Genomic DNA, 19,146 nt, shown 5'->3' with positions numbered 1-19,146 from the left:
GCGTGGGAGGCTCACGCCTCAACCCGGCCGTCCCGCATCCGGATGGACCGGGACGCCCCGGCGGCCACTTCGGCCGAGTGGGTCACCATGATGATCGTCTGCCCGTCCTCGTGCAGCCGCCGGAACAGTTCGAGCACCTCGAGACCGCCCTCGCTGTCCAGCGCGCCGGTGGGCTCGTCGGCCAGCAGCAGGCTCGGCTGGTTGACCAGCGCCCTGGCGATGGCCAGCCGCTGCCGCTGCCCGCCGGAGAGCACGGCCGGCACCTGCTGCAGCCGGTCGCCCAGGCCGAGCAGGTCCAGCAGGTCCCTGGCGCGGGCCTCGGCGGCCCGCCGCTTCATGCCGCCGAGCACGCCGGGCAGCACCAGGTTGTCCAGCGCCGAGACCCCGTCGAGCAGGTTGAAGAACTGGAACACGAAGCCGATGTGGTGGCGGCGGAACCGGGCCAGCCAGTCCTCGTCGCGGCCGTCCACCCGCTCCCCGGCCACCTCGACGGTGCCGTCGTCCACGCCGTCCAGACCGGCGATCACGTTCAGCAGGGTGGACTTGCCGCAGCCGGAGGGCCCCATCACCGCCACGAACTCCCCGCTCGCCACGTCGAAGTCCACCCCGCGCAGTGCCCGCACCGGGGCCAGTTCGGCCTCGAAGGTACGCCGTGCCCCCCGGATCCGTACCGCGGGGGCCTGCTCGGCGTCGCCGGGCGGCGGGGTGTCAACGGATAGTTCGGTCGCCATCAGAATTCCTCCGGGAGATGAAAGGCCACGACGGGGGTGGACCGGCCCTTGACGACGCGCTGCCCGAGCGGCTGCCAGGGCCAGGCGGGCAGCTCGGCCGCGGTGTGCGTGCTGGCCGAGACCACGGTGCCGGCCGGCCGCGCCAGGTCCTGCATGCGCTGGGCCAGGTTGACCGTGTCGCCGACCAGCGTGTACTCCACCCGCTCCTCGCTGCCGAGCAGGGCCGCCGCCACCTCGCCGGTGCACAGGCCCACGCCCAGCCGGAACGGGGTGTGCCCGGCCTGCGACCACTCCTCGTTGAGCGCGCGCTGCCGCCGGTGCATCTCCCGGGCGGCCAGCAGGCCGGACCCGGCGTGGCCGGCCCGCGGGTCGGGGGCGCCGAACACGGCCATCACCGCGTCCCCGACGTACTGCATGACCGTGCCGCCCTCGCTGAGGATGGCCGCGTTCATGGCCCGCCGGTGCGCGTTCAGCTGCCCGGCCAGCACGGCCGGGTCGGTGTGCTCGGCGATCGAGGAGTAGCCGCGCACGTCGGACATGAGCACGGTCACGGTGAGCCGCTCGGTCCGGTCCAGGCGGTCGGCCAGCAGCTTGTCGGCCAGCCCGCCGGGCAGCAGCCGGGACAGGCGCTCGCCCTGCTCGTCCCGGCGCAGGATCGCGGTGTGCAGCAGGCGCAGCCGCTTCAGCGCGCCCTGCCGCCCGGCGGAGGCGCCCCGGGCCAGCTTCAGGAACAACTGCTCCACCAGTGCGTTCACCGACTCGGGCGCGGCCCCGGTGGCGGCCGCGATGGCCTTCACCGACCGGCCCTCGGCCACCTGCCGCAGCAGCCGCTCCTCGCTGGGGGTGAGCTCGGAGGAACGCGCGGGAGACAACAGGTCCTGCACGATCTGCGGGTCGATCATGGAGCCCCCGGCGGCCACCTCGCGGATCGCCCGCCCCAGCAGCCGCGCGTCCGCCACCCGGTCCTTCAGCAGGTACGCGTAGCCGTCCGCGCCCTCGGCCAGCAGCTTGACCGCGTAGTCCGGGTCGTCGTACTGGCTGAGCACCACCACACCGGTGCCGGGCAGCCGGCCGCGCACCTCGCGCGCCGCGTCGATGCCCTCGTCCTGGTACGTCGGCGGCATGCGGATATCGGTCACCAGCACCTGGGGCCGTAGCTCCAGGCCCCGCGCGACCAGCTCGTCATAGTCGGCGGCCACGCCGACCACCTCCAGGGCCAGATCCCTGGCGAGCAGCGCGCGGACGCCCTCCCGGACGATCAGATTGTCGTCGGCCAGCAGCACCGTGATGCGATCCACCCTCTGACTGTCCTCCACCACCATGAACCGGGCCAGAGGGTTACCCCTCCCCTTGCGCGGTGGATACCGCCCTGTCCGCGGGCCGCCCCCGCGCCTAGCGTCGGATCCGACCTGAGGAGGCACCCACCATGCTTGTGCGGTCACACGCCACGTCCCTGTCCTGGATTCCGTCCGAGGCGGTCAAGGGTTACACCAGAACGATGTTCGAGGCCGGAATCTCCCACTACGACGACCCGCCCCCGGACAAGATCGAGGACCTGGAGGCGCTCCGCCGGGCCGACCGGTTCCGGTTCGCCAACCGCCTGTCCGTCTGGGCCGAGTTCGAGAACGGCCAGGCGGTCGCGTACGGCGCCGAGGGCGGCGGCGTGATGGGCGCCACCACGGTCCGGGTCGGCCCGCTCGGCGCCACCTTCGCCGCCGTCGGCCTGCCCGACCTGCGCCCGGAGCCCCAGCTCGGGGACGGCTGGATCAGGTTCACCCAGTCGGCCGGCGGCCGTACCGCGCTGCCCTTCCCGCGCACCTCCGGCACCGCGCCCTTCGCCCGCTGGCAGTCCCCCCTGGTGTGGACCACGCTGGCCATCACCCTGCACGCCGACGGCCGCACCGAGCGCACCCTCTCGGGGGCCAGCCCGTTCCCCCGGCACTGGGTCTACGACGCCGAGGAGGTGCTCGCGCTGAAGGCCGGGATCACCGACTTCAAGGCGTGGGCGGCGCAGACCGCCACCCCGTGGGGCGCCGAGGACTCCCCGGTGGTGGTCACCGCCGCGGAGACCGCGCTGGAGCGGGAGCTGTCCCGGCTGATCATGCGCGGCGGCCGCAAGCCCCTGGTGCGCGAGCTGGCCAGCGGCCAGACCCTGGTCCGCCAGGGCGAGCCCGGCTCCTCCCTGTTCCTGCTCCTGGACGGCGTGCTCACCGTGGACGTGGACGGCCGCACCCTGGGCGAGCTCGGCCCGGGCGTGGTGCTCGGCGAGCGCGCGGTGCTGGAGACCGGCCACCGCACCGCCACCCTCACCGCGCTCACCCCGGTCCGGGTGGCCGAGGCCACCGCCGACGCCATCGACCGGGCCGCACTGCAACACCTCGCCGAGGGGCACCGCCGAGAGGAGCACCAGTGAGGCTCCTGCCGCTCGGCGTACGCGGCTCCACCCCCGCGCCCGGCCCCGAGTACGTCCGCTACGGCGGGCACACCAGCTGCATCGCGGTGCTGCCCGCCGACTCGGACCGTCCGGTGCTGCTGCTGGACGCGGGCACCGGCATCCGCGACCTGGGCAGCGCGCCGTTCACCGGCCCGATCCTCCTGTCCCACCTGCACTGGGACCACGTGCAGGGCCTGCCGTTCAGCCGCGCCGTGGACCACCCGGAGTCCCGGGTCGAACTGATCATCCCGGGCCCCGACCCGCTGGCCACCCTGACCCGCGCGATGTCCCCGCCGCACTTCCCCATCGACCCCGGCGGCCTGCAGGGCGACTGGACCTTCTGCGGCACCGCCCCGGTCCGCGAACTGGCCGGCCTGACCGTACGGCAGGCGGAGGTCGTCCACAAGGGCGGCGTCACCGTCGGCACCCGCCTGGAGGCCGACGGCGTCGCGGTGGTCTACCTGCCCGACCACGCCCCCCAGCTCGGCTCCGCCGCCGCCGAGGAACTGGCCGCGGGGGCCGACCTGCTCGTCCACGACGGCCAGTTCCGCCCCGAGGAGCAGGCCCTGGCCGACGCCTACGGGCACGCCACGATCACCGACGCCCTGGCCTTCGCCCGCCGCTGCGGGGTGGGCCGGCTGCTGCTCACCCACCACGCGCCGACCCGCACCGACGAGCAGCTGGACGCCATGACCAAGGAGTGGCCCGAGGTGGAGTTCGCCCGCCAGGGGCAGCTGGTCACGGTTTGTGACCGGTCTCCGTCTCGTACGCGGTGAGCTGCTGTTCCAGCGCCTTCATCAGCTCGAAGACCTGCGTGGGAGGAATCCTGATCCGGCTGACGATCCGGGTGGGCACGCTCAGGTACTGCTCGCCCGAGGACGGGTCGTCGGCCAGCCCCGGCGGCCGGGTGATCACCGCGAAGTCCAGGACGAACCCATCCTGGGTATGCCAGACGGAAGCGAAGTTCGCGTACTGCCCGGCTTCCACCTCGGCCGAGATGCTCACCTCAAGGCGGCTCTCCCGCTCCTGGTTCACTCGGATCCCTTCGAGATCGGCTTTCGAGAGTCACTTGAGAATCGAGGGGAGCGGCTGCCCGCCCCGCTCGGCGAGCATGTCCTTCATCAGCTTGATCTCGGCGCTCTGGCCGTCCACGATGTGCTGGGCCATGGTCCGCACCTCGGCGCGGTTGGTGAGCTTGAGCAGGCCCTTGGCCATGTCCACGCCGCCCTCGTGATGGCGGATCATCAGCTGGAGGAAGAGCACGGCCGAGTCGTTGCCCTTGGCCGCGCGCAGCCGGCTCATCTCCTCCTGGCTCGCCATCCCGGGCATCGTGCCCGGCGTGCCGCTGTGCCCGTGGCCGGACATCCAGGTCATCACCGGCTGGGTGGAGGACTGGTCCAGACCCCACTGGTCCAGCCAGCCCATGAAAATTCCACGCTGGGTGCTCTGTGTGTTGATGATGTCGTACGCCAGCCTGCGGACGTCCTCGTCGGTGCTCTCGTCCCTGGCGATGAAGGACATGTCCACCGCCTGGGCGTGGTGCACGCCCATGTCACGGGAGAAACCCGCTTCGGGGGAGAGGTCGCCGGGCGTGCCCGAGCGCATGACGGTCGCCACGATCAGGCCCACCGCGGCCAACACGGCGAGGCCCCCGAGGAGGGGAAGCAAGCGGGAACGAGGGCTGTTCATCACTCTCAGGTTACTTGTGCGGGAGGATCGGTGCGGCAATCGCCCATAGATACCCACTATTCTCCATAGCCATATGTGATCGCGTGATGGAGGGTCGATGACCAAGGAGAAGGCGCAGGCGCGGCGCGAGCACCTGGCGAGGATGCGAGCCGAGCAGAAGCGCAAGGAACGGCGCATGGCCTTCGTCATGTGGGGTATAGGCGGCCTGGTCATCGCCCTGCTGGTCGGCTCGGTGGGCTTCTACATCGTGAAGCAGGAGATGGACCGCTCGGAGGTGGAGAAGAAGGCCGAGGCGGCGGAGGCCGCGATGCTGCCCAAGGTCAAGAACTTCGAGTACAAGGGTTCCCAGCACACCAGCATCAAGGTCAACTACACCGAGAACCCGCCGGTCGGCGGTGAGCACAACCCGGCCTGGCAGAACTGCGGCGTCTACGACGAGCCGATCAACAATGAGACCGGCGTGCACTCGATGGAGCACGGCGCCGTCTGGATCACCTACCAGCCGGACCTGCCGACCGCCGAGGTGGACAAGCTGCGCAACCTCGCGGCCACCGACTACATGTTGCTCAGCCCCTACCCCGGGTTGCCCTCCAAGATCGTGGCCTCCAGCTGGAACCACCAGCTCACGGTGGACTCGGCGGACTCGCCCGACCTGTCGGCCTTCATCCGCAAGTTCAAGCAGGGCCCGGACACCCCCGAGCGCGGCGCCACCTGCAGCGGCGGCGTCTCCGAGGTCGCCTCGCAGGCCGTGATCCCGACCACCACCCCGTCGGCGGCGCCGACGAGCACCGCGGGCACCGACGCCCCGATCCCGATGGCGTCCCCGAGCCCCGCCGCTAGCTGAGCAGTCCCATCAGGGGCACCCACTCCATCCCGTGCGCCTCGGCCACGGGACGGTTGGTGAGGTGCCCCTGATACGTGTTCAGGCCCTTCGCCAGCGCCGGGTCGGCGCCCAGGGCGGCCCGCCAGCCCCGGTCGGCGATGGCCAGCGCGTACGGCACGGTGACGTTGGTCAGCGCGTAGGTGGAGGTGTGCGGGACGGCGCCCGGCATGTTGGCCACGCAGTAGAAGATCGAGTCGTGCACCCGGTAGACGGGGTCGTCGTGGGTGGTCGGCCGGGAGTCCTCGAAGCAGCCGCCCTGGTCGATGGAGATGTCCACCAGCACCGAGCCCCGCTTCATCCGGCTCACCAGCTCGCCGCTGACCAGCTTGGGGGCCTTCGCCCCGGCCACCAGCACCGCCCCGATCACCAGGTCCGCCTCCAGTACCGCCTTCTCCACCTCGTACGCGTTGGACGCCACCGTGGTGCAGTGCCCCCGGTAGACCGCGTCGGCCTGGCGGAGCCGGTCCATGTTCCGGTCCAGCAGCACCACCTGGGCCTGCATGCCGAGCGCGATGGCGGCGGCGTTCATCCCGGACACCCCGGCGCCGATCACCACCACCCTGGCCGCGTACACGCCCGGCACGCCGCCCATCAGCACGCCCCTGCCGTCCCCCTGCCGCATCAGGTGGTAGGCCCCCACCTGCGGGGCCAGCCGCCCGGCCACCTCCGACATGGGGGCCAGCAGCGGCAGCGCGCCGGAGGCGGTCTGCACGGTCTCGTACGCGATGCCGGTCACCCCGGCCTCCAGCATGGCCCGGGTGCACGCCTCCGAGGCCGCCAGGTGCAGGTAGGTGAAGAGCACCTGGTTCTTCCGCATGCGCCGGTACTCGGCGGGGACCGGCTCCTTGACCTTGAGAATCAGCTCGCCCTCGGCCCAGACGTCCTCGGCGCGGTCCACGACGGTGGCGCCGGCGGCGGCGAAGTCCGCGTCCGGAATGGCGGAGCCGGCGCCCGCGTCGCGCTCGACGAGCACCTGGTGGCCGTGGCGCACCAGCTCATGGGCGCCGGCGGGGGTGAGCGCGACCCGGAACTCGTTGTTCTTGATCTCGCGTGGAACTCCAACTTTCATAAGGATGCTCTACCCGTCACCTGACGGGCAGTCTGACAGCGGTTGGGGTCGCTTGGCGACAGACTGTCATCTGATTACCGTGCGTTGACAGAGCTCGATAGGCTCTTCGCGCGATGGTAGGGATCGAGGTCGGAATGCAGAACACGCCGGGGGCCACCGAGCCCGGCGTCCAGCCGGAGGCTGCCCCGGGGCCGCCGCAGGCGACCAAGCGCACGACGGTCACGCTGACCGTCGCGCTGGTGCTGGTGGTGGTGATGACCGGGGTGCTGGGCACCGTGGCCGTGTTGATGACCCGAAATCAGGACGCGCCGCCGCTCACCACCACGTCGCTGAAACGGCTGGCCACCCCGATCCACTTCGCGCCGGTGGTCGGCGTGGGCACGGCGCCCTGCGCCAGCCCGGAGGCGGTGCCGGACGACGCCGGCGCCAAGTGCTACCAGCTGGCCGCCGGGGTCACGGTGGCCGTGGTGCAGAAGATCGAGTCGGTGGCCGAGACGGACGGCACGTTCGGGGTGCGGGTGGTGCTCGCTCCGGCCAGCCGGGAGCCGATCGCCGACCTGACCCAGGAGGTGGTCAACCAGCAGTTGGCCATCGTGGTCGGGGACAAGGTGGTGGCCGCGCCCCGGGTGGCCCAGGAGATCACCCAGGACAGCCTGCTCATCGCCGGGTTCACCAAGCCCGAGGCGGACGCCCTGCTGGCCCGCCTGAACGGCACCGGAGCGACGACCGGGGACCAGGCGCCCCCGGCCGTGACCCCGCCCGCCGACACTCCGCCCGCCGACACCTCGGGCGGTCAGCCGATCGTGCCCGATCCGGCCAGCCAGCAACCACAGCAGCAGCCCGGCACCGGGACCCCGCCGACCGGCCAGCAGCAGAGCCAGGGCGTGTCGCAGCCTGCCGGTGGAAGCGGCCCGATCAAGTACGCCAGCTGCGCCGAGGCCATCGCCGCCGGTCAGGGGCCGTACTTCAAGGGCGTCCACCAGGAGTACAACTGGTACGTCGACCGCGACAACGACGGCGTCGCCTGCGACCGCGACGAGCTCTAAACCGGCGCCAGCGCGATGTCGTCCGGGCGGATGGGCACCCGGGATAGCGACAGCCCCGTCGCCGCCCGGACCGCCGCCGCGATGGCCGGGGTCGAGGAGAGCGTGGGCGGCTCCCCGGCCCCGCGCAGCCCGTACGGCGCGTGCGGGTCCGGGTTCTCCAGGATGGACAGCTTCATGGGCGGCATGTCGAGGATGGTGGGGATCAGGTAGTCGGTGAACGACGGGTTGAGCACCTTCCCGTCCCTGATCTGGATCTCCTCCATCAGCGCCAGGCCCAGCCCCTGCGCGCTGCCGCCGTGGATCTGCCCCTCCAGTGCCAGCGGGTTGAGGATGCGCCCCACGTCCTGCACCGCGGCCAGCTCCACCACCTTGACCAGCCCGAGCTCCACGTCCACGTCCACCACCGCGCGGTGCACGCAGAGCGCCAGCTGGGTGTGCGAGTCGCCCTGCCCGGTCACCGGGTCCATCGGGAAGGTGGGGCGGTGCCGGTACTCCCTGGTCTCCTCCACCGGCCCCGCCGCCAGCACCTCGGTCAGCGTCGCGCCGCCCGCGGTGAGCTCCGCCAGCCGCGCCCTCACCGCCTCGCAGGCCGCCTTCACCGCGCCCCCGGTCACGTACGACTGCCGTGACGCCGACGACGACCCGGCCGAACCGACCGAGGTGTCGGCGGGCACGATGGTCACCCGGTCGATGCCCAGCTCGGTCCTGGCGATCTGGGTCTTCACCATGATCAGGCCCTGGCCCACCTCGGCGGCGGCCGTGTGCACCAGCACGTGCGGCTCCCCGCCGAGCAGTTCCACCCGCACCCGTGCGGTGGAGTAGTCGTCGAAACCCTCGGAGAAGCAGATGTTCTTGATCCCCACGCCGTAGCCGACGCCCCGCCGCACCCCTTCGCCGTGGGTGGTCTGCGCCACCCCGCCCGGCAGTTCCCGCAGGTCGGCGCCGCCGGGTCCGGGCAGCGGCATGGCGGCCAGCTCGCGGAGCATGTCGGCCAGCGGCGCCGGGCTGTCCACCAGCTGGCCGGTGGCCAGCCGGGAGCCCTGGGAGACCGCGTTCCGCACCCGGATCTCCACCGGCGACAGGCCGCACGCCTCGGCCAGCCGGTCCATCTGCGACTCGTAGGCGAAACAGGCCTGCACCGCGCCGAACCCGCGCATCGCCCCGCAGGGCGGGTTGTTGGTGTAGGTGCCGTAGGCGTCGATCCAGATGTTCGGCACCTCGTACGGGCCCACCCCGAGGGAGGCGGCGTTGCCGACCACGGCGGGGGAGGAGGAGGTGTAGGCGCCGCCGTCCAGCACGATCTCCGCCCTGACGTAGACCAGGCGGCCGTCGGCGGTGGCGCCGTGCTCGTACCGCATCCAGGCGGGGTGGCGGTGCACGTGGCCGAAGAAGGACTCCTCCCGGCCGTACACGATCTTGACCGGCCGGCCGGTGCGCAGCGCCAGCATCGAGGCGTGGATCTGCATCGACAGGTCCTCGCGGGCGCCGAACGCGCCGCCCACCCCGGCCAGGGTGAGCCGGACCAGCTCCTTGGGCAGGCCCAGGCAGGGCGCCACCTGGTCCTGGTCGACGTGCAGCCACTGGGTGGCGATGTACAGGTCCACGCCGCCGTCCTCGGCCGGGACCGCCAGGCCGGACTCCGGGCCGAGGAACGCCTGGTCCTGCATGCCGACCTCGTACTCGCCGGTCACCACGACGTCGGCGGTGAACTCCGAGCCGACCCGGACCGGCTGGTGGCGCACGAGCGTGCCGTGCGGGTTGACCGGCGGGCAGTCAGGGTCGAAGGCGGCGCGGCGGGGGTCGGTGACGGCCTCGCGCGGCTCGTACTCCACCACGATGGCGTCGGCGGCGCGGCGGGCGGTCTCCGGGTGGTCGGCCGCCACCAGGGCCACCGGCTCGCCCTGGTAGCGCACCTGGTCGATGGCGAGCACCGGCTGGTCCTTGTGCTCCAGGCCGTAGAACTTCTCGCCCGGCACGTCCTCGTGGGTGAGCACGGCGAACACTCCGGGCATGGCCAGCGCGGGGCCGACGTCGATCGACCTGATCCAGGCGGACGGGTGCGGGCTGCGCAGGGTGGCGCCCCAGAGCATGCCGTCCAGCCACAGGTCCGAGGAGTAGGCGAACTCGCCGGTCACCTTCAGCGTCCCGTCGGGGCGGAGCACGCTGGCGCCGACGCCCTGGCTGTGCCTGGTGACAGTGTCCATGGAGTGAGTAGATCAGCCCTGCTCAGGCCGGGCCTAGTGACGCTCGCCATGAAAGGCGGGACCGGCCGGTGCGGCGCCCTTGTAGGTTCATCCAAACGGGCAAATAGTCTGTGTGCTGTGCTGATACGTGATCTGCTCGCCATGGGCGATCTGCGGCTCATCCCGCTGGCCGGGGAGACCGACGTGGAGATCACCGGCGTGCTCGTCACCGACCTGCCCGACCCCGGCCGGTACCTGTCCGGCGGCGAGCTGGTGCTGACCGGCCTGATGTGGCGGCAGGACCCGGCCGACTCCGACCGGTTCGTGGGTGTGCTGGCCAGGGCCGGGGTGGCCGCGCTGGCCGTCGGCGACGCCGTGTACGGGCACGTGCCGCAGGACGTGGTGGCCGCCTGCCTGGCCCACGGCCTGCCGCTGCTCGAGGTCCCGATCGAGGTCTCCTTCGGCGCGGTCACCGAGGCCGTCACCCGCCGCCTGGCCGGGCTCCAGGCCGGCGACCTGCGCCGCGCCCTCGGCCGGCACCGCCGGATCGTGGCGGCCGTGGCCGAGGGGGCCGGGCTGACCGAGCTCTGCGCGCTGATGTCGGCCGAGCTCGGCGTCTCCGGCGCGGTCATCTCCGCCGCCGGCACGGTGATCGCCGGTGCCGTGCCGCCCGCGGACGCGGCCCGGCTGGCCGCGGAGTTCCTCGGCGCGGTACGGCTGCCGGTCACCACCCAGGGCCCGTACACGATCTTCGCGGTGGACCGGGCGCACCGGGCGGCCGGGTGGGCGCTGGTCTGCGGCGGCGAGCTGGACCCCGACATCGGCTTCGAGCTGGCCTCCTGCGTGGCGCTGGAGCGGACCAGGATGGAAGGGGGCCGCCGGGTCGAGCGTCGGCTGGCGGAACAATTGATCGCGCTCGCCTGTGCCGGGACGGCCGATCTGTCGGAGCTCTCGGCCCGGCTGCGCACCTGCGGGATCGACGTGGCGGAGCCGTACGCGGTGGTCTCGGCGACGGTGGCCCGCCCGGGGGCGGCCGACGGCCCCGACCCGGCCGCGCTGGGCGGGCAGGTGGTGGAGGAACTGCTGGACCGGCGGGTGGTGGCCGCCCCCGGCGCGGACGGCGCGGTGGCGCTGGTCCCGCTCGGGTCCGGTACGGCGGACGGGCTGGCCGCGGCGCTGGGCGAGCGGGTCGTCCCGCTGGCCGCCGGGCTGCCCGGCGTGCGGCTGGCGGTGGGGGTCAGCGCCGCGCTGACCGGGCCCACCGCGATCCGGGGCGGGGTGGAGGAGGCCGGGCACGCGCGGCGGATGGCCGAGGCGCGTGGCGGGGGTGTGGTCAGCAGCGCGGAGATCTATACGCACGCGCTGTTGCTGGCCACCGTTCCGGACGACGTGCGGCGGTCGTTCGCCGGGCGGCTGCTGGCGCCGATCTTCGACTATGACAGGAAACATCAGGCGGAGCTGGTCAGGACCCTGGATACATTCCTTGACTGCGCCGGCTCCTGGCACGCGTGCGCGGAGCGTTTGCACGTGCATGTGAACACCGTGCGATATCGAATTCGGCGAGTTGAGGAATTGACGGGAAAAGATCTTTCCGTGATGCCGGATAGGGTGGATCTTTATCTCGCACTTCGGGCGTCCTGAATTCGAATTCCGAGAAAAGGTCACCTTCGGTATTCGATCAGTGACAAGATGTTTCCTGACAGTGAGGGGCTGGGCTCCTGACAACAGTCAAACGGCGCTCTCTGGAATCTTCCAGAGAGCGCCGTCACAATAGAGCCGACTGCCTTGTCAAACTTGTCCGAAAGGGGGGTGGCCGCCGAGTGAATCCTCTTGGCGAGAGAAGTAGCGGCCCGGCCCCTGCCGGAGCCCGGGTTCAGGTCGGCCACCGGCCGCCGCGCTCTAGGCGGCCAACGGTCAACCACAACCCCGGGTATGGTCCCTTGTTCCTGACGCTGTCGTCGGTTCTACTGTCCGATGCTGGACGGTTGCGTACCCCCTGGAGGAGGCCCGCGGACATCCCTTGTAGCTCCCAACCACCCTCGTAGGGGCTTGTGAACGGCCCTTGAGGGGTCAGGTCATGCCGTCTCCGTGGTCTGACCGTGTAACGAATCAGCAGCAGAAGATGTACGCGTACTTGGCGTAGGGAGACGGAGCGGCACTCGCGGTCGTAGCATTCGATGTGGCAGCCAGGACGGCTGTGATCGTTACAGCTAAGACTGAGACGGCGATGCGGCGAATCATGGGGGGTTCTCCCGTCGGTGTTTGGTTGTGGGGCCTACATCTTCTCAAGGGGTGCATGTGACCAGTCAAGATTTGGTCGGTCAGCGGATAAAAACAATCCGCCGCCAACGCGGTCTCTCCCAGGCCCAGCTTGCCCATCCCGAATTGTCAGACTCATACGTCTCACTCATCGAGAGTGGTAAGCGTACGCCAACTCCGGCCGTTCTGGAGCTGCTTGCGCAGAAGCTAGACTGTTCGTTGACCTATCTTGTCAACGGCGTCACGGCCGAGCAGATGGAAGAACTCGACCTCGGGCTGCGTTTCGCGCGAATGGCGCTGGAGAACGGCGAGGTCGCCGAAGCGCGGCGTCGCTACCGCGAGTTGATGGAGGACAAGAGCATCCTCGGGCTCAACTCGCTCCGGGAGGACGCCCAGTTCGGTTACGCGCGTGCGGTAGAGGCGTGCGGTGACCTCGACGAGGCGATCCGGGTGCTGAACTCGCTGATGGAATCCGGCGGGGAGTCCCAGACCCCGTCCCGCCGGGTAGCCATCGCGATCGCGCTCTGCCGGTGCTACCGGGAGCGTGGCGACTACCAGGACGGCGTGCGGGTCGGCGAGAGTCTGCTCAGCGAGACCGCCCGGTCGAACTGGAACGACGATCTGATCGAGCTCGGCTCGACCCTGCTTTCGGTCTACATCATGCGCGGCGATCTGCTGCGGGCCCGGCAGTTCGCCGCCGAGCTGCTGTCGGCCGCCGAGACCCTCGGCACCCCCCGCTCGATCGTCGCCGCCTGCTGGAACGCCGCCATCGCCGCCGAGCACGTCGGATTCGGGGAGGAGGCCATGTCGCTGATCGAGCGCGCATTAGCCATCCAGTCCGAGACCGGCGGCCCGCGCAACCTGGCCCGGCTCCGTGGCGCCTATGTCAAGCTGCTGCTCCAGGTGCGCCCTGACGAGGCCGCGGTGGCTCGTGATCTGGCGCTGCGCGCGCTGGGGGAGCTCAAGGAGTCCTCTTCCAGCGTGGTCGACGTCATCTACTGCTCGATCTACCTGGCCCAGGCCGAGCTGGCCCTGGGCGACCTGGACACCGCGCTCGGTTACGCGCAACAGGCGATGGACCTGATCGGCGACAACAACCCGCACCTGCATTCCGAGGTGCATCTGCTGCTCGGCCAGATCTACTTCATGCAGCGCAGGGACGAGGCGTGCAGCACCGAGTTGTCGGTGGCCGGGGAGTCGCTCAAGCACCTGTCGGCGACTCGCAAGGTGGCCGAGAGCTGGCAGCACGCCGCCGACACCATGGCCCAGCTGGGTGACCACGACGCCAGTGTGGACGCCTACCAGCGGGCCCTGGCCTGCGTGGGGTTGTGACGGGACGGGTGATCATGCGGGCGCGGTAGGGACCGGCCGCGCGCGTCGGTAGCCTGGGGACCGCCATGAAGAGAACCCCTGTCGTCGTCGCGCTGGTCATCCTGGCCTTCCTGCTGTCAGGAACGGCTCCCGCGCTCGCGCACACCTCGCTGCGGAGCAGCCATCCCGCACGCGGTGCAGAGGTGGACGGCCTGCGCAAGGTCACCCTGGAGTTCACCGAGTCGGTGCGCTTCCCCGTCGTGATCGTCACCGGCCCGGACGGGTTGCGGTACGAGAACGGCAAGCCCCGCGTGGAGGGGCCGAAGGTGCTCCAGGACCTCGGGCCCCAGCTCCCCGCCGGGGCCTACACGGTCGCGTTCCGCGTGGTGGCCAGGGACGGGCACCCGCTGGAGGGGGAGATCCCGTTCCGGGTGACCCCGCCGCCGGCGGCCACACCCGCGGTCTCGCCGGTGGCCGCCGAGCCGGCACCGGATCCGACACCCGAGGCGACACCCGAGGCGCCCGCCACATCGGCGGCCCCCGAGGCTCCAGGGGCCCCCTCGGTCCCGGAGGCGCGGCCGTCACCGGCTTCGGCGTCGGAGGGCGGCCAGGTCCCCCCATGGGTCTGGGTGGTGGTGTTCGGGATCGCCGGCATCGGCATCGGCATGGCGTTCAGTCTGCGGAAGAAGCCCTGATGTTCGCCCCAAATCTTGAAATATCGCAAAATATGGGCGTCTGGGCGGTAGCCGTACGCTCCGGAGGCCGGGTGTGAACAGAACCGTGAGGCTCGCGGTGGCGGGCGTGTGCGCGGCCGCCGTGGCATTGGTCATCGGAATGGTGGCCGGGGGCGCGGCTACGCCGAGGGTGATCCCCGGCCTGCCCGACGAGGGCACGCTGACCCGGTGGATGGTCCCGCTCTCCAAACTCTCCATGGACGCGGCCGGCGTGGTCACCATCGGCCTGCTGCTGATGGCCGCGGCCATGCTCCCCAGCGACAAGGGCCTGCTCGGCAAGTCCGGCCTGGAGTACGTCAAGGCCGCCTCCTGGGCGGCGCTGGCCTGGGCGGTGGCGGCCGCCTCCACCCTGGTCTTCGGGCTCTCCCAGTCGATGGGCCAGCCGATCGGGACGATTCTCGGCGGCAACGAGCTGACCAGCTACGCCAGTCAGACCCCGCAGGGCATCGCGCTCACCCTGGTGGTGCTCTTCGCGGTCTCCATCGCGCTCTTCGCGCGCGGCGCGATCACCGTCGGCGCGGCCGGCGGACTGCTGGTGCTCGCGCTGGTCACGCTCTTGCCTCCGGCGCTGACCGGGCACTCCTCGTCCTCGCCCAACCACGGCCTGGCCACCACCTCGGTGGCCTTCCACCTGCTCTTCCTGGCGCTGTGGGTGGGCGGCCTGGGGCTGCTCTGCGTGCACGCCATCCGGTCGGCGGAGAAGCTGCCGGTCGCCGCAGAGCGGTTCTCCCGGATGGCGATGTGGTGCTTCGTGGGGGTGGGCCTGTCCGGCCTGGCCAGCGTGGCGGCCCGGCTGGAGTCCGTGACGGCGCTGTTCACCTCCGCGTACGGGCTGCTGCTGGTGGCCAAGCTGGTCGCCTTCGGCGTGCTGGGCGTGATCGGCTGGTGGCACCGGGGGCGCACGCTGCCGGCGCTCTCGGCCGGGCGGTCCGGGGCGTTCCTGCGGCTGGCGCTGGGCGAGACCCTGCTGATGGCGGCCACCGTCGGGGTGGCGGTGGCGCTGGCCCAGACCGCACCGCCGCCGGTGGACGTGCCCACCGACCGCGCCTTCGACCTGCTCGGCTACCTGATGCCGCCGCCCGTCTCGGTGGGCAACCTGCTCACTCTGTGGTGGTTCGACCTGTTCTTCGCGGTGCTCGCCGCCCTGCTCGGCGGTCTGTACGCGGCCGGCCTGGTCCGGCTCTCCCGCCGCGGCGACCGGTGGCCGGTGGGCCGGAGCATCGCCTGGTTCCTCGGGGTCGCCATCCTGGTGCTGGCCACCCAGAGCGGGGTGGCCAGGTACGCGCCGGTGCTGTTCAGCGTGCACATGGCCGAGCACATGGTGCTCTCCATGCTGGTGCCGATCTTCCTGGTGCTGGGCGCGCCGGTCACGCTGGCGCTGCGCGCGCTCAAACCGGCCGCGCGCCGGGGTGACCGGGGGCCGCGTGAGTGGCTGACGGTGATCCTGCACAGCCGGGTGCTCAGGTTCGTCGGCCATCCCGCCATCGCCACCGCGCTCTTCGTGGTCTCCACCTACGCGCTGTACTTCACGCCGCTGTTCGCCTCGGCGATGGAGGAGCACCTGGGCCACATCGCGATGACCGTGCACTTCCTGCTCAGCGGCTGCCTGTACTTCTGGGTGATCATCGGCGTCGACCCGGCGCCGCACAAGCTCCCGTACGTGGGACGCCTGCTGCTGCTCTTCGTCACCATGCCGTTCCACGCGTTCTTCGGGCTGGCCCTGATGAGCATGGGCACGGTGCTCGCCTCGGACTGGTACGACCAGCTCGGCCGCACCTGGGGGGACACCGCGGTGGGCGACCAGCAGACCGGCGGCGCGATCGCCTGGGCGTTCGGGGAGATCCCGGTGCTGATCGTGCTGATCGCGCTGAGCGTGCAGTGGTGGCGGGACGACGAGCGCAAGGCGCGCCGGGCCGACCGGCGGGCCGACGCGGCCGCGGCCCGCACGGGCGGGACAGGCGACGCCGAACTCGACTCCTACAACACCTACCTGAGCAAACTGAACAAGCGGGCCGCGGGGAAGGCCGACTAGGGCAGCGTGAGGATCTCGTGCCCGGTCTCGGTGACCAGCACGGTGTGTTCGAACTGGGCGGTGCGCTTGCCGTCCTTGGTGACGGCGGTCCAGCGGTCCGGCCAGATCTCGTAGTCGATGGTGCCCAGGGTGAGCATCGGCTCGATGGTGAAGGTCATGCCGGGCACCATGGTCACCGTCAGCGACGGGTCCTCGTAGTGCGGCACGATCAGCCCGGAGTGGAACGTGCGCCCGATGCCGTGCCCGGTGAAGTCGCGGACCACGCCGTAGCCGAAGCGTTTCGCGTACGCCTCGATGACGCGGCCGACGATGTTGAGCTGGCGGCCGGGGGCGACCGCCTTGATCGCCCGGTTGGTGGCCTCCCTGGTGCGCTCCACCAGTAGCCGGGACTCCTCGTCCACCTCGCCGACCAGGTAGGTGGCGTCGGTGTCGCCGTGCACCCCGCCGAGGTAGGCGGTGATGTCCACGTTGACGATGTCGCCCTCGTTCAGCACCGTGTCGTCGGGGATGCCGTGGCAGATGACCTCGTTGATGGAGGTGCAGAGCGACTTGGGGTAGCCCCGGTAGCCCAGGGTGGACGGGTAGGCGCCGTGGTCGCACAGGAACTCGTGGCCGATGCGGTCGAGCTCGTCGGTGGTGACGCCGGGAGCCACGTGCCGGCCCACCTCGGCCAGGGCCTGGGCGGCGAGCCGGCCGGCCACCCGCATCAGCTCGATGGTCTCGGGGGTCTGCACGTGCGAGTCGCTGTTGCGCCGGGGCTCCGCTTTGCCCACGTACTCAGGGCGTTCGATGTGGGCGGGGACCTTCCGGGTGGGCGAGAGTCGCCCGGGGCGCAGCAGCGTCGTCATGTGGCAAGTCTAGTTGCGCGCGCACGGGGCAGGATGAGGGGCGTGACCGAGCAATGGTGGTTCTGCCTGAAGCACATGCGCGTCGAGCCCGACAAGGGCTGCCCCAACAAGGACCGGATGGGTCCCTACCCGACGGAGGCCGAGGCGGCGGCGGCGCTGCAGACCGCGGCGGCCAGGAACAAGGCCTGGCAGGCCCAGGACGAGGACGACGACTGACCATTGACCGGAATGGTCAAGCTGGGGCGATGCGGGAGGATCGGCTGAGCGGTGTCGATGAACGGGCCCGGGCATTCTCCGAGAGCGAGCGGCGGGTGGCCGAGTTCCTGGCCGCCGAGGGCCACCAGGTGGTGGCGGTGGCCGACCAGGTGCCCACCCCCTGCGGCCGCATCGGGCACCGGCCGGACGCGCTGGTCGACGGGGTGGCCACCGACTTCGTGGTGCTCGGCCAGGGCGGCACCAGCGCCGCCGTGGCGATGGCCCTCAGCCGCGCCGCCCGCCACGCCGACCAGGCCGTGGTGGACGCCAGGGGCAGCGGGCTGACGGCGGCGGCCGCTCAGGACGGGGTGCGCCGCTTCCAGGCCGTCGCGCACAGCCGCCGCCTCGCCGCCTGGCGGCTGATCGGGGACGCGTACGACATCCGCGCCTGACCCTGGTCACCGGGTCAGGTCCGGGGCCCGCTCCGCGGCGCGTCTCGCGACCAGCTTTCCGATGGTCAGCACGCCGATGCCGGTCCAGACCACGTTCAGGATCGCGGACGGCCAGGCCTGGTGGTAACCGCTGTTGACGGCCAGGGCGAGCGCGCCGGTCATGTTGATGGCCTGGTAGGCGAGCCCGTTGGCGGTCAGCTTCGCGGCGGAGACCAGGCCGTACCCGATCAGCAGCACGACCGCCCCGATGGTGCCAATAATGGTGATGAAGGTAGACATTTCACCTAATGGTGTTGGATGTTCGATTGAAGTACAAGTGAAGAAAACTTAAGGTCAGCGTAAGCTCTACTTTATGGAAATCGACCCGCGGCGGCTGCGCATCCTGCACGAGGTGGCCCGCAGGGGTGGCGTGATGAAAGCGGCGGAAGCCCTGCATCTCACCCCGTCCGCCGTCTCCCAGCAGCTCGCCCAGCTGGAACGGGAGGTCGGCATCGCGCTTGTGGACCGCTCCCAGCGCCGCATCTCGGTCACCCCGGCGGGCCGGGTGCTCTCAGCGTACGGCGAGCGCATCGAGGAGCAGCTCGCCGAGGCCAGGAACGAGCTCAACCGCTTCACCGAGCGCATCGCCGGGCCGGTCACCGTGGCGGCCTTCCCGACCGTCATCCGTCACCTGCTGGTGCCCGCGCTGGGGATGCTGGCCGAGCGGCACCCGCTCATCACCCCAGTCATCCACGAGATCTACGGGGCGCCCGCGATCCAGGAGCTCCGGCTGGGCGGGGTGGACCTGGTGGTCACCGAGCGGGACATGAGCCAGCCCGCCCCCGCGCTGCCGTCCATGTCCCGGCACCGGCTCTACGACGACGAGTACCGCATCGTGGTCCCGCCCGGCGGGCCGGTCCCCGCCGACGTGGGCGAGCTGGCCGACCTGCCGTGGGTGGCCGGGCTGCCCTCCGGGGCGTGCGGCCAGGCCCTGGACCGCCTCGCCCAGCTGCACGGTTTCACCCCCCGCCGGATGCATGTGCTCTCGGAGTTCCCGCCCATGCTGGCCCTGGTCTCGGCCGGGTACGGCGTGGCCATCGTCCCCCACCTGGCGCTGCTGGACGCCCCGGCCGACCACGTGGTGCTCACCGACATCCACGGCGTCGGCTCCCGCCGCATCGAGGCCCTCACCCGGATCAGCAAGACCCGCTCCGGCGCCCCCGACCCCGTGCAGGCGGTTGTCCTGGAGGCACTGAGGGAAGCCGCCACCGCCCTCAGCGACACCCTGAAACGCCACTGAG

Annotated in this window: 19 protein-coding genes; 11 read left to right on the top strand and 8 right to left on the bottom strand. The window is 71.3% G+C overall.

Features of this window, described 5'->3' with window-relative positions; genetic code table 11:
* Positions 1-11: 11 nt before the first annotated feature.
* Positions 12-731, bottom strand: coding sequence for an ABC transporter ATP-binding protein (locus tag KIP79_RS36270; protein ID WP_214109513.1), 720 nt, complete (start codon positions 729-731; stop codon positions 12-14).
* On the bottom strand, positions 731-2,029 hold the full coding sequence (locus tag KIP79_RS36265) for an adenylate/guanylate cyclase domain-containing protein (protein ID WP_214109512.1): 1,299 nt from the start codon (positions 2,027-2,029) through the stop codon (positions 731-733). Before KIP79_RS36265 ends, KIP79_RS36270 begins: the two co-directional genes overlap by 1 nt.
* A gap of 128 nt (positions 2,030-2,157) precedes the next feature.
* On the opposite strand from KIP79_RS36265, the gene KIP79_RS36260 reads away from it, so the two are divergent.
* Together KIP79_RS36260 and KIP79_RS36255 are read left to right on the top strand one after the other, a co-directional pair.
* A complete protein-coding gene (locus KIP79_RS36260) occupies positions 2,158-3,144 on the top strand; it encodes a cyclic nucleotide-binding domain-containing protein (protein WP_214109511.1) in 987 nt (328 codons plus the stop codon).
* Positions 3,141-3,941 (top strand): MBL fold metallo-hydrolase, encoded by an 801-nt coding sequence (locus tag KIP79_RS36255; protein ID WP_214109510.1) that lies wholly within the window; start codon positions 3,141-3,143, stop codon positions 3,939-3,941. Before KIP79_RS36260 ends, KIP79_RS36255 begins: the two co-directional genes overlap by 4 nt.
* On the opposite strand, the gene KIP79_RS36250 is transcribed toward KIP79_RS36255, so the two are convergent.
* On the bottom strand, positions 3,904-4,200 hold the full coding sequence (locus KIP79_RS36250; protein ID WP_214109509.1) for a DUF3467 domain-containing protein: 297 nt from the start codon (positions 4,198-4,200) through the stop codon (positions 3,904-3,906). The two genes, KIP79_RS36255 and KIP79_RS36250, sit on opposite strands and share 38 nt — an antisense overlap.
* A gap of 30 nt (positions 4,201-4,230) precedes the next feature.
* The gene (locus KIP79_RS36245; RefSeq protein WP_214109508.1) at positions 4,231-4,854 is read right to left on the bottom strand and encodes a DUF305 domain-containing protein; all 624 of its coding nucleotides are present in this window, start codon (positions 4,852-4,854) and stop codon (positions 4,231-4,233) included.
* A 97-nt stretch (positions 4,855-4,951) separates the two neighbouring features.
* Here KIP79_RS36245 and KIP79_RS36240 point away from each other — a divergent pair, with 97 nt between their 5' ends.
* A complete protein-coding gene (locus KIP79_RS36240; RefSeq protein WP_214109507.1) occupies positions 4,952-5,698 on the top strand; it encodes a thioredoxin-like domain-containing protein in 747 nt (248 codons plus the stop codon).
* On the opposite strand, the gene ald is transcribed toward KIP79_RS36240, so the two are convergent.
* On the bottom strand, positions 5,691-6,806 hold the full coding sequence (gene ald, locus KIP79_RS36235; protein ID WP_214109506.1) for an alanine dehydrogenase: 1,116 nt from the start codon (positions 6,804-6,806) through the stop codon (positions 5,691-5,693). The genes KIP79_RS36240 and ald overlap by 8 nt on opposite strands.
* Positions 6,807-6,919: 113 nt before the next feature.
* Here ald and KIP79_RS36230 point away from each other — a divergent pair, with 113 nt between their 5' ends.
* Entirely contained in the window at positions 6,920-7,852 is a 933-nt protein-coding gene (locus KIP79_RS36230; protein WP_214109505.1) for an excalibur calcium-binding domain-containing protein, read from the top strand.
* Here KIP79_RS36230 and KIP79_RS36225 read toward each other — a convergent pair.
* A complete protein-coding gene (locus KIP79_RS36225; protein WP_214109504.1) occupies positions 7,849-10,056 on the bottom strand; it encodes a molybdopterin cofactor-binding domain-containing protein in 2,208 nt (735 codons plus the stop codon). The two genes, KIP79_RS36230 and KIP79_RS36225, sit on opposite strands and share 4 nt — an antisense overlap.
* Positions 10,057-10,173: 117 nt before the next feature.
* Here KIP79_RS36225 and KIP79_RS36220 point away from each other — a divergent pair, with 117 nt between their 5' ends.
* The 4 genes from KIP79_RS36220 to KIP79_RS36205 all read left to right on the top strand — a co-directional run bounded on the left by KIP79_RS36220 (position 10,174) and on the right by KIP79_RS36205 (position 16,371).
* Positions 10,174-11,676 (top strand): PucR family transcriptional regulator, encoded by a 1,503-nt coding sequence (locus tag KIP79_RS36220; RefSeq protein ID WP_214109503.1) that lies wholly within the window; start codon positions 10,174-10,176, stop codon positions 11,674-11,676.
* 627 nt (positions 11,677-12,303) lie between these two features.
* Entirely contained in the window at positions 12,304-13,626 is a 1,323-nt protein-coding gene (locus tag KIP79_RS36215; RefSeq protein WP_308170068.1) for a helix-turn-helix domain-containing protein, read from the top strand.
* 65 nt (positions 13,627-13,691) lie between these two features.
* Entirely contained in the window at positions 13,692-14,300 is a 609-nt protein-coding gene (locus KIP79_RS36210; protein ID WP_214109501.1) for a copper resistance CopC family protein, read from the top strand.
* A gap of 73 nt (positions 14,301-14,373) precedes the next feature.
* Complete coding sequence (locus KIP79_RS36205; RefSeq protein WP_214109500.1) at positions 14,374-16,371, top strand: bifunctional copper resistance protein CopD/cytochrome c oxidase assembly protein; 1,998 nt, start codon at positions 14,374-14,376, stop codon at positions 16,369-16,371.
* Here KIP79_RS36205 and map read toward each other — a convergent pair.
* Entirely contained in the window at positions 16,368-17,219 is an 852-nt protein-coding gene (gene map, locus KIP79_RS36200; protein ID WP_214109499.1) for a type I methionyl aminopeptidase, read from the bottom strand. The two genes, KIP79_RS36205 and map, sit on opposite strands and share 4 nt — an antisense overlap.
* Before the next feature lie 42 nt (positions 17,220-17,261).
* On the opposite strand from map, the gene KIP79_RS36195 reads away from it, so the two are divergent.
* Both KIP79_RS36195 and KIP79_RS36190 read left to right on the top strand, forming a co-directional pair.
* Positions 17,262-17,435 carry a hypothetical protein gene (locus tag KIP79_RS36195; protein WP_308170067.1) on the top strand — a complete coding sequence of 58 codons (174 nt, stop codon included), beginning with the start codon at positions 17,262-17,264 and terminating at the stop codon, positions 17,433-17,435.
* A 29-nt stretch (positions 17,436-17,464) separates the two neighbouring features.
* Positions 17,465-17,866, top strand: a complete 402-nt coding sequence (locus KIP79_RS36190; protein ID WP_214109497.1) for a CdiA C-terminal domain-containing protein — start codon at positions 17,465-17,467, stop codon at positions 17,864-17,866.
* Between the two features lie 6 nt (positions 17,867-17,872).
* Here KIP79_RS36190 and KIP79_RS36185 read toward each other — a convergent pair whose 3' ends face one another.
* Complete coding sequence (locus KIP79_RS36185; protein ID WP_214109496.1) at positions 17,873-18,145, bottom strand: CBU_0592 family membrane protein; 273 nt, start codon at positions 18,143-18,145, stop codon at positions 17,873-17,875.
* 73 nt (positions 18,146-18,218) lie between these two features.
* On the opposite strand from KIP79_RS36185, the gene KIP79_RS36180 reads away from it, so the two are divergent.
* Positions 18,219-19,145: a LysR family transcriptional regulator gene (locus KIP79_RS36180; protein ID WP_214109495.1), complete on the top strand. Its 927-nt coding sequence runs from the start codon at positions 18,219-18,221 to the stop codon at positions 19,143-19,145.
* Position 19,146 lies beyond the last annotated feature (1 nt).

Source organism: Acrocarpospora catenulata (genome assembly GCF_018476525.1).
Taxonomy (GTDB): domain Bacteria; phylum Actinomycetota; class Actinomycetes; order Streptosporangiales; family Streptosporangiaceae; genus Acrocarpospora; species Acrocarpospora catenulata.
The sequence above is the reverse complement of the archived record's forward strand: the minus strand, read 5'-3'. Positions and strand labels throughout refer to the sequence as shown.

Excerpts from the sequence above, each read along its gene's own strand:
- KIP79_RS36270 (WP_214109513.1), bottom strand. The coding sequence starts at position 731 with ATGGCGACCGAACTATCCGTTGACACCCCGCCGCCCGGCGACGCCGAG.
- KIP79_RS36260 (WP_214109511.1), top strand. The coding sequence starts at position 2,158 with ATGCTTGTGCGGTCACACGCCACGTCCCTGTCCTGGATTCCGTCCGAG.
- KIP79_RS36245 (WP_214109508.1), bottom strand. The coding sequence starts at position 4,854 with ATGAACAGCCCTCGTTCCCGCTTGCTTCCCCTCCTCGGGGGCCTCGCC.
- KIP79_RS36240 (WP_214109507.1), top strand. The coding sequence starts at position 4,952 with ATGACCAAGGAGAAGGCGCAGGCGCGGCGCGAGCACCTGGCGAGGATG.
- ald (WP_214109506.1), bottom strand. The coding sequence starts at position 6,806 with ATGAAAGTTGGAGTTCCACGCGAGATCAAGAACAACGAGTTCCGGGTC.
- KIP79_RS36230 (WP_214109505.1), top strand. The coding sequence starts at position 6,920 with ATGGTAGGGATCGAGGTCGGAATGCAGAACACGCCGGGGGCCACCGAG.
- KIP79_RS36225 (WP_214109504.1), bottom strand. The coding sequence starts at position 10,056 with ATGGACACTGTCACCAGGCACAGCCAGGGCGTCGGCGCCAGCGTGCTC.
- KIP79_RS36210 (WP_214109501.1), top strand. The coding sequence starts at position 13,692 with ATGAAGAGAACCCCTGTCGTCGTCGCGCTGGTCATCCTGGCCTTCCTG.
- map (WP_214109499.1), bottom strand. The coding sequence starts at position 17,219 with ATGACGACGCTGCTGCGCCCCGGGCGACTCTCGCCCACCCGGAAGGTC.
- KIP79_RS36190 (WP_214109497.1), top strand. The coding sequence starts at position 17,465 with ATGCGGGAGGATCGGCTGAGCGGTGTCGATGAACGGGCCCGGGCATTC.
- KIP79_RS36185 (WP_214109496.1), bottom strand. The coding sequence starts at position 18,145 with ATGTCTACCTTCATCACCATTATTGGCACCATCGGGGCGGTCGTGCTG.
- KIP79_RS36180 (WP_214109495.1), top strand. The coding sequence starts at position 18,219 with ATGGAAATCGACCCGCGGCGGCTGCGCATCCTGCACGAGGTGGCCCGC.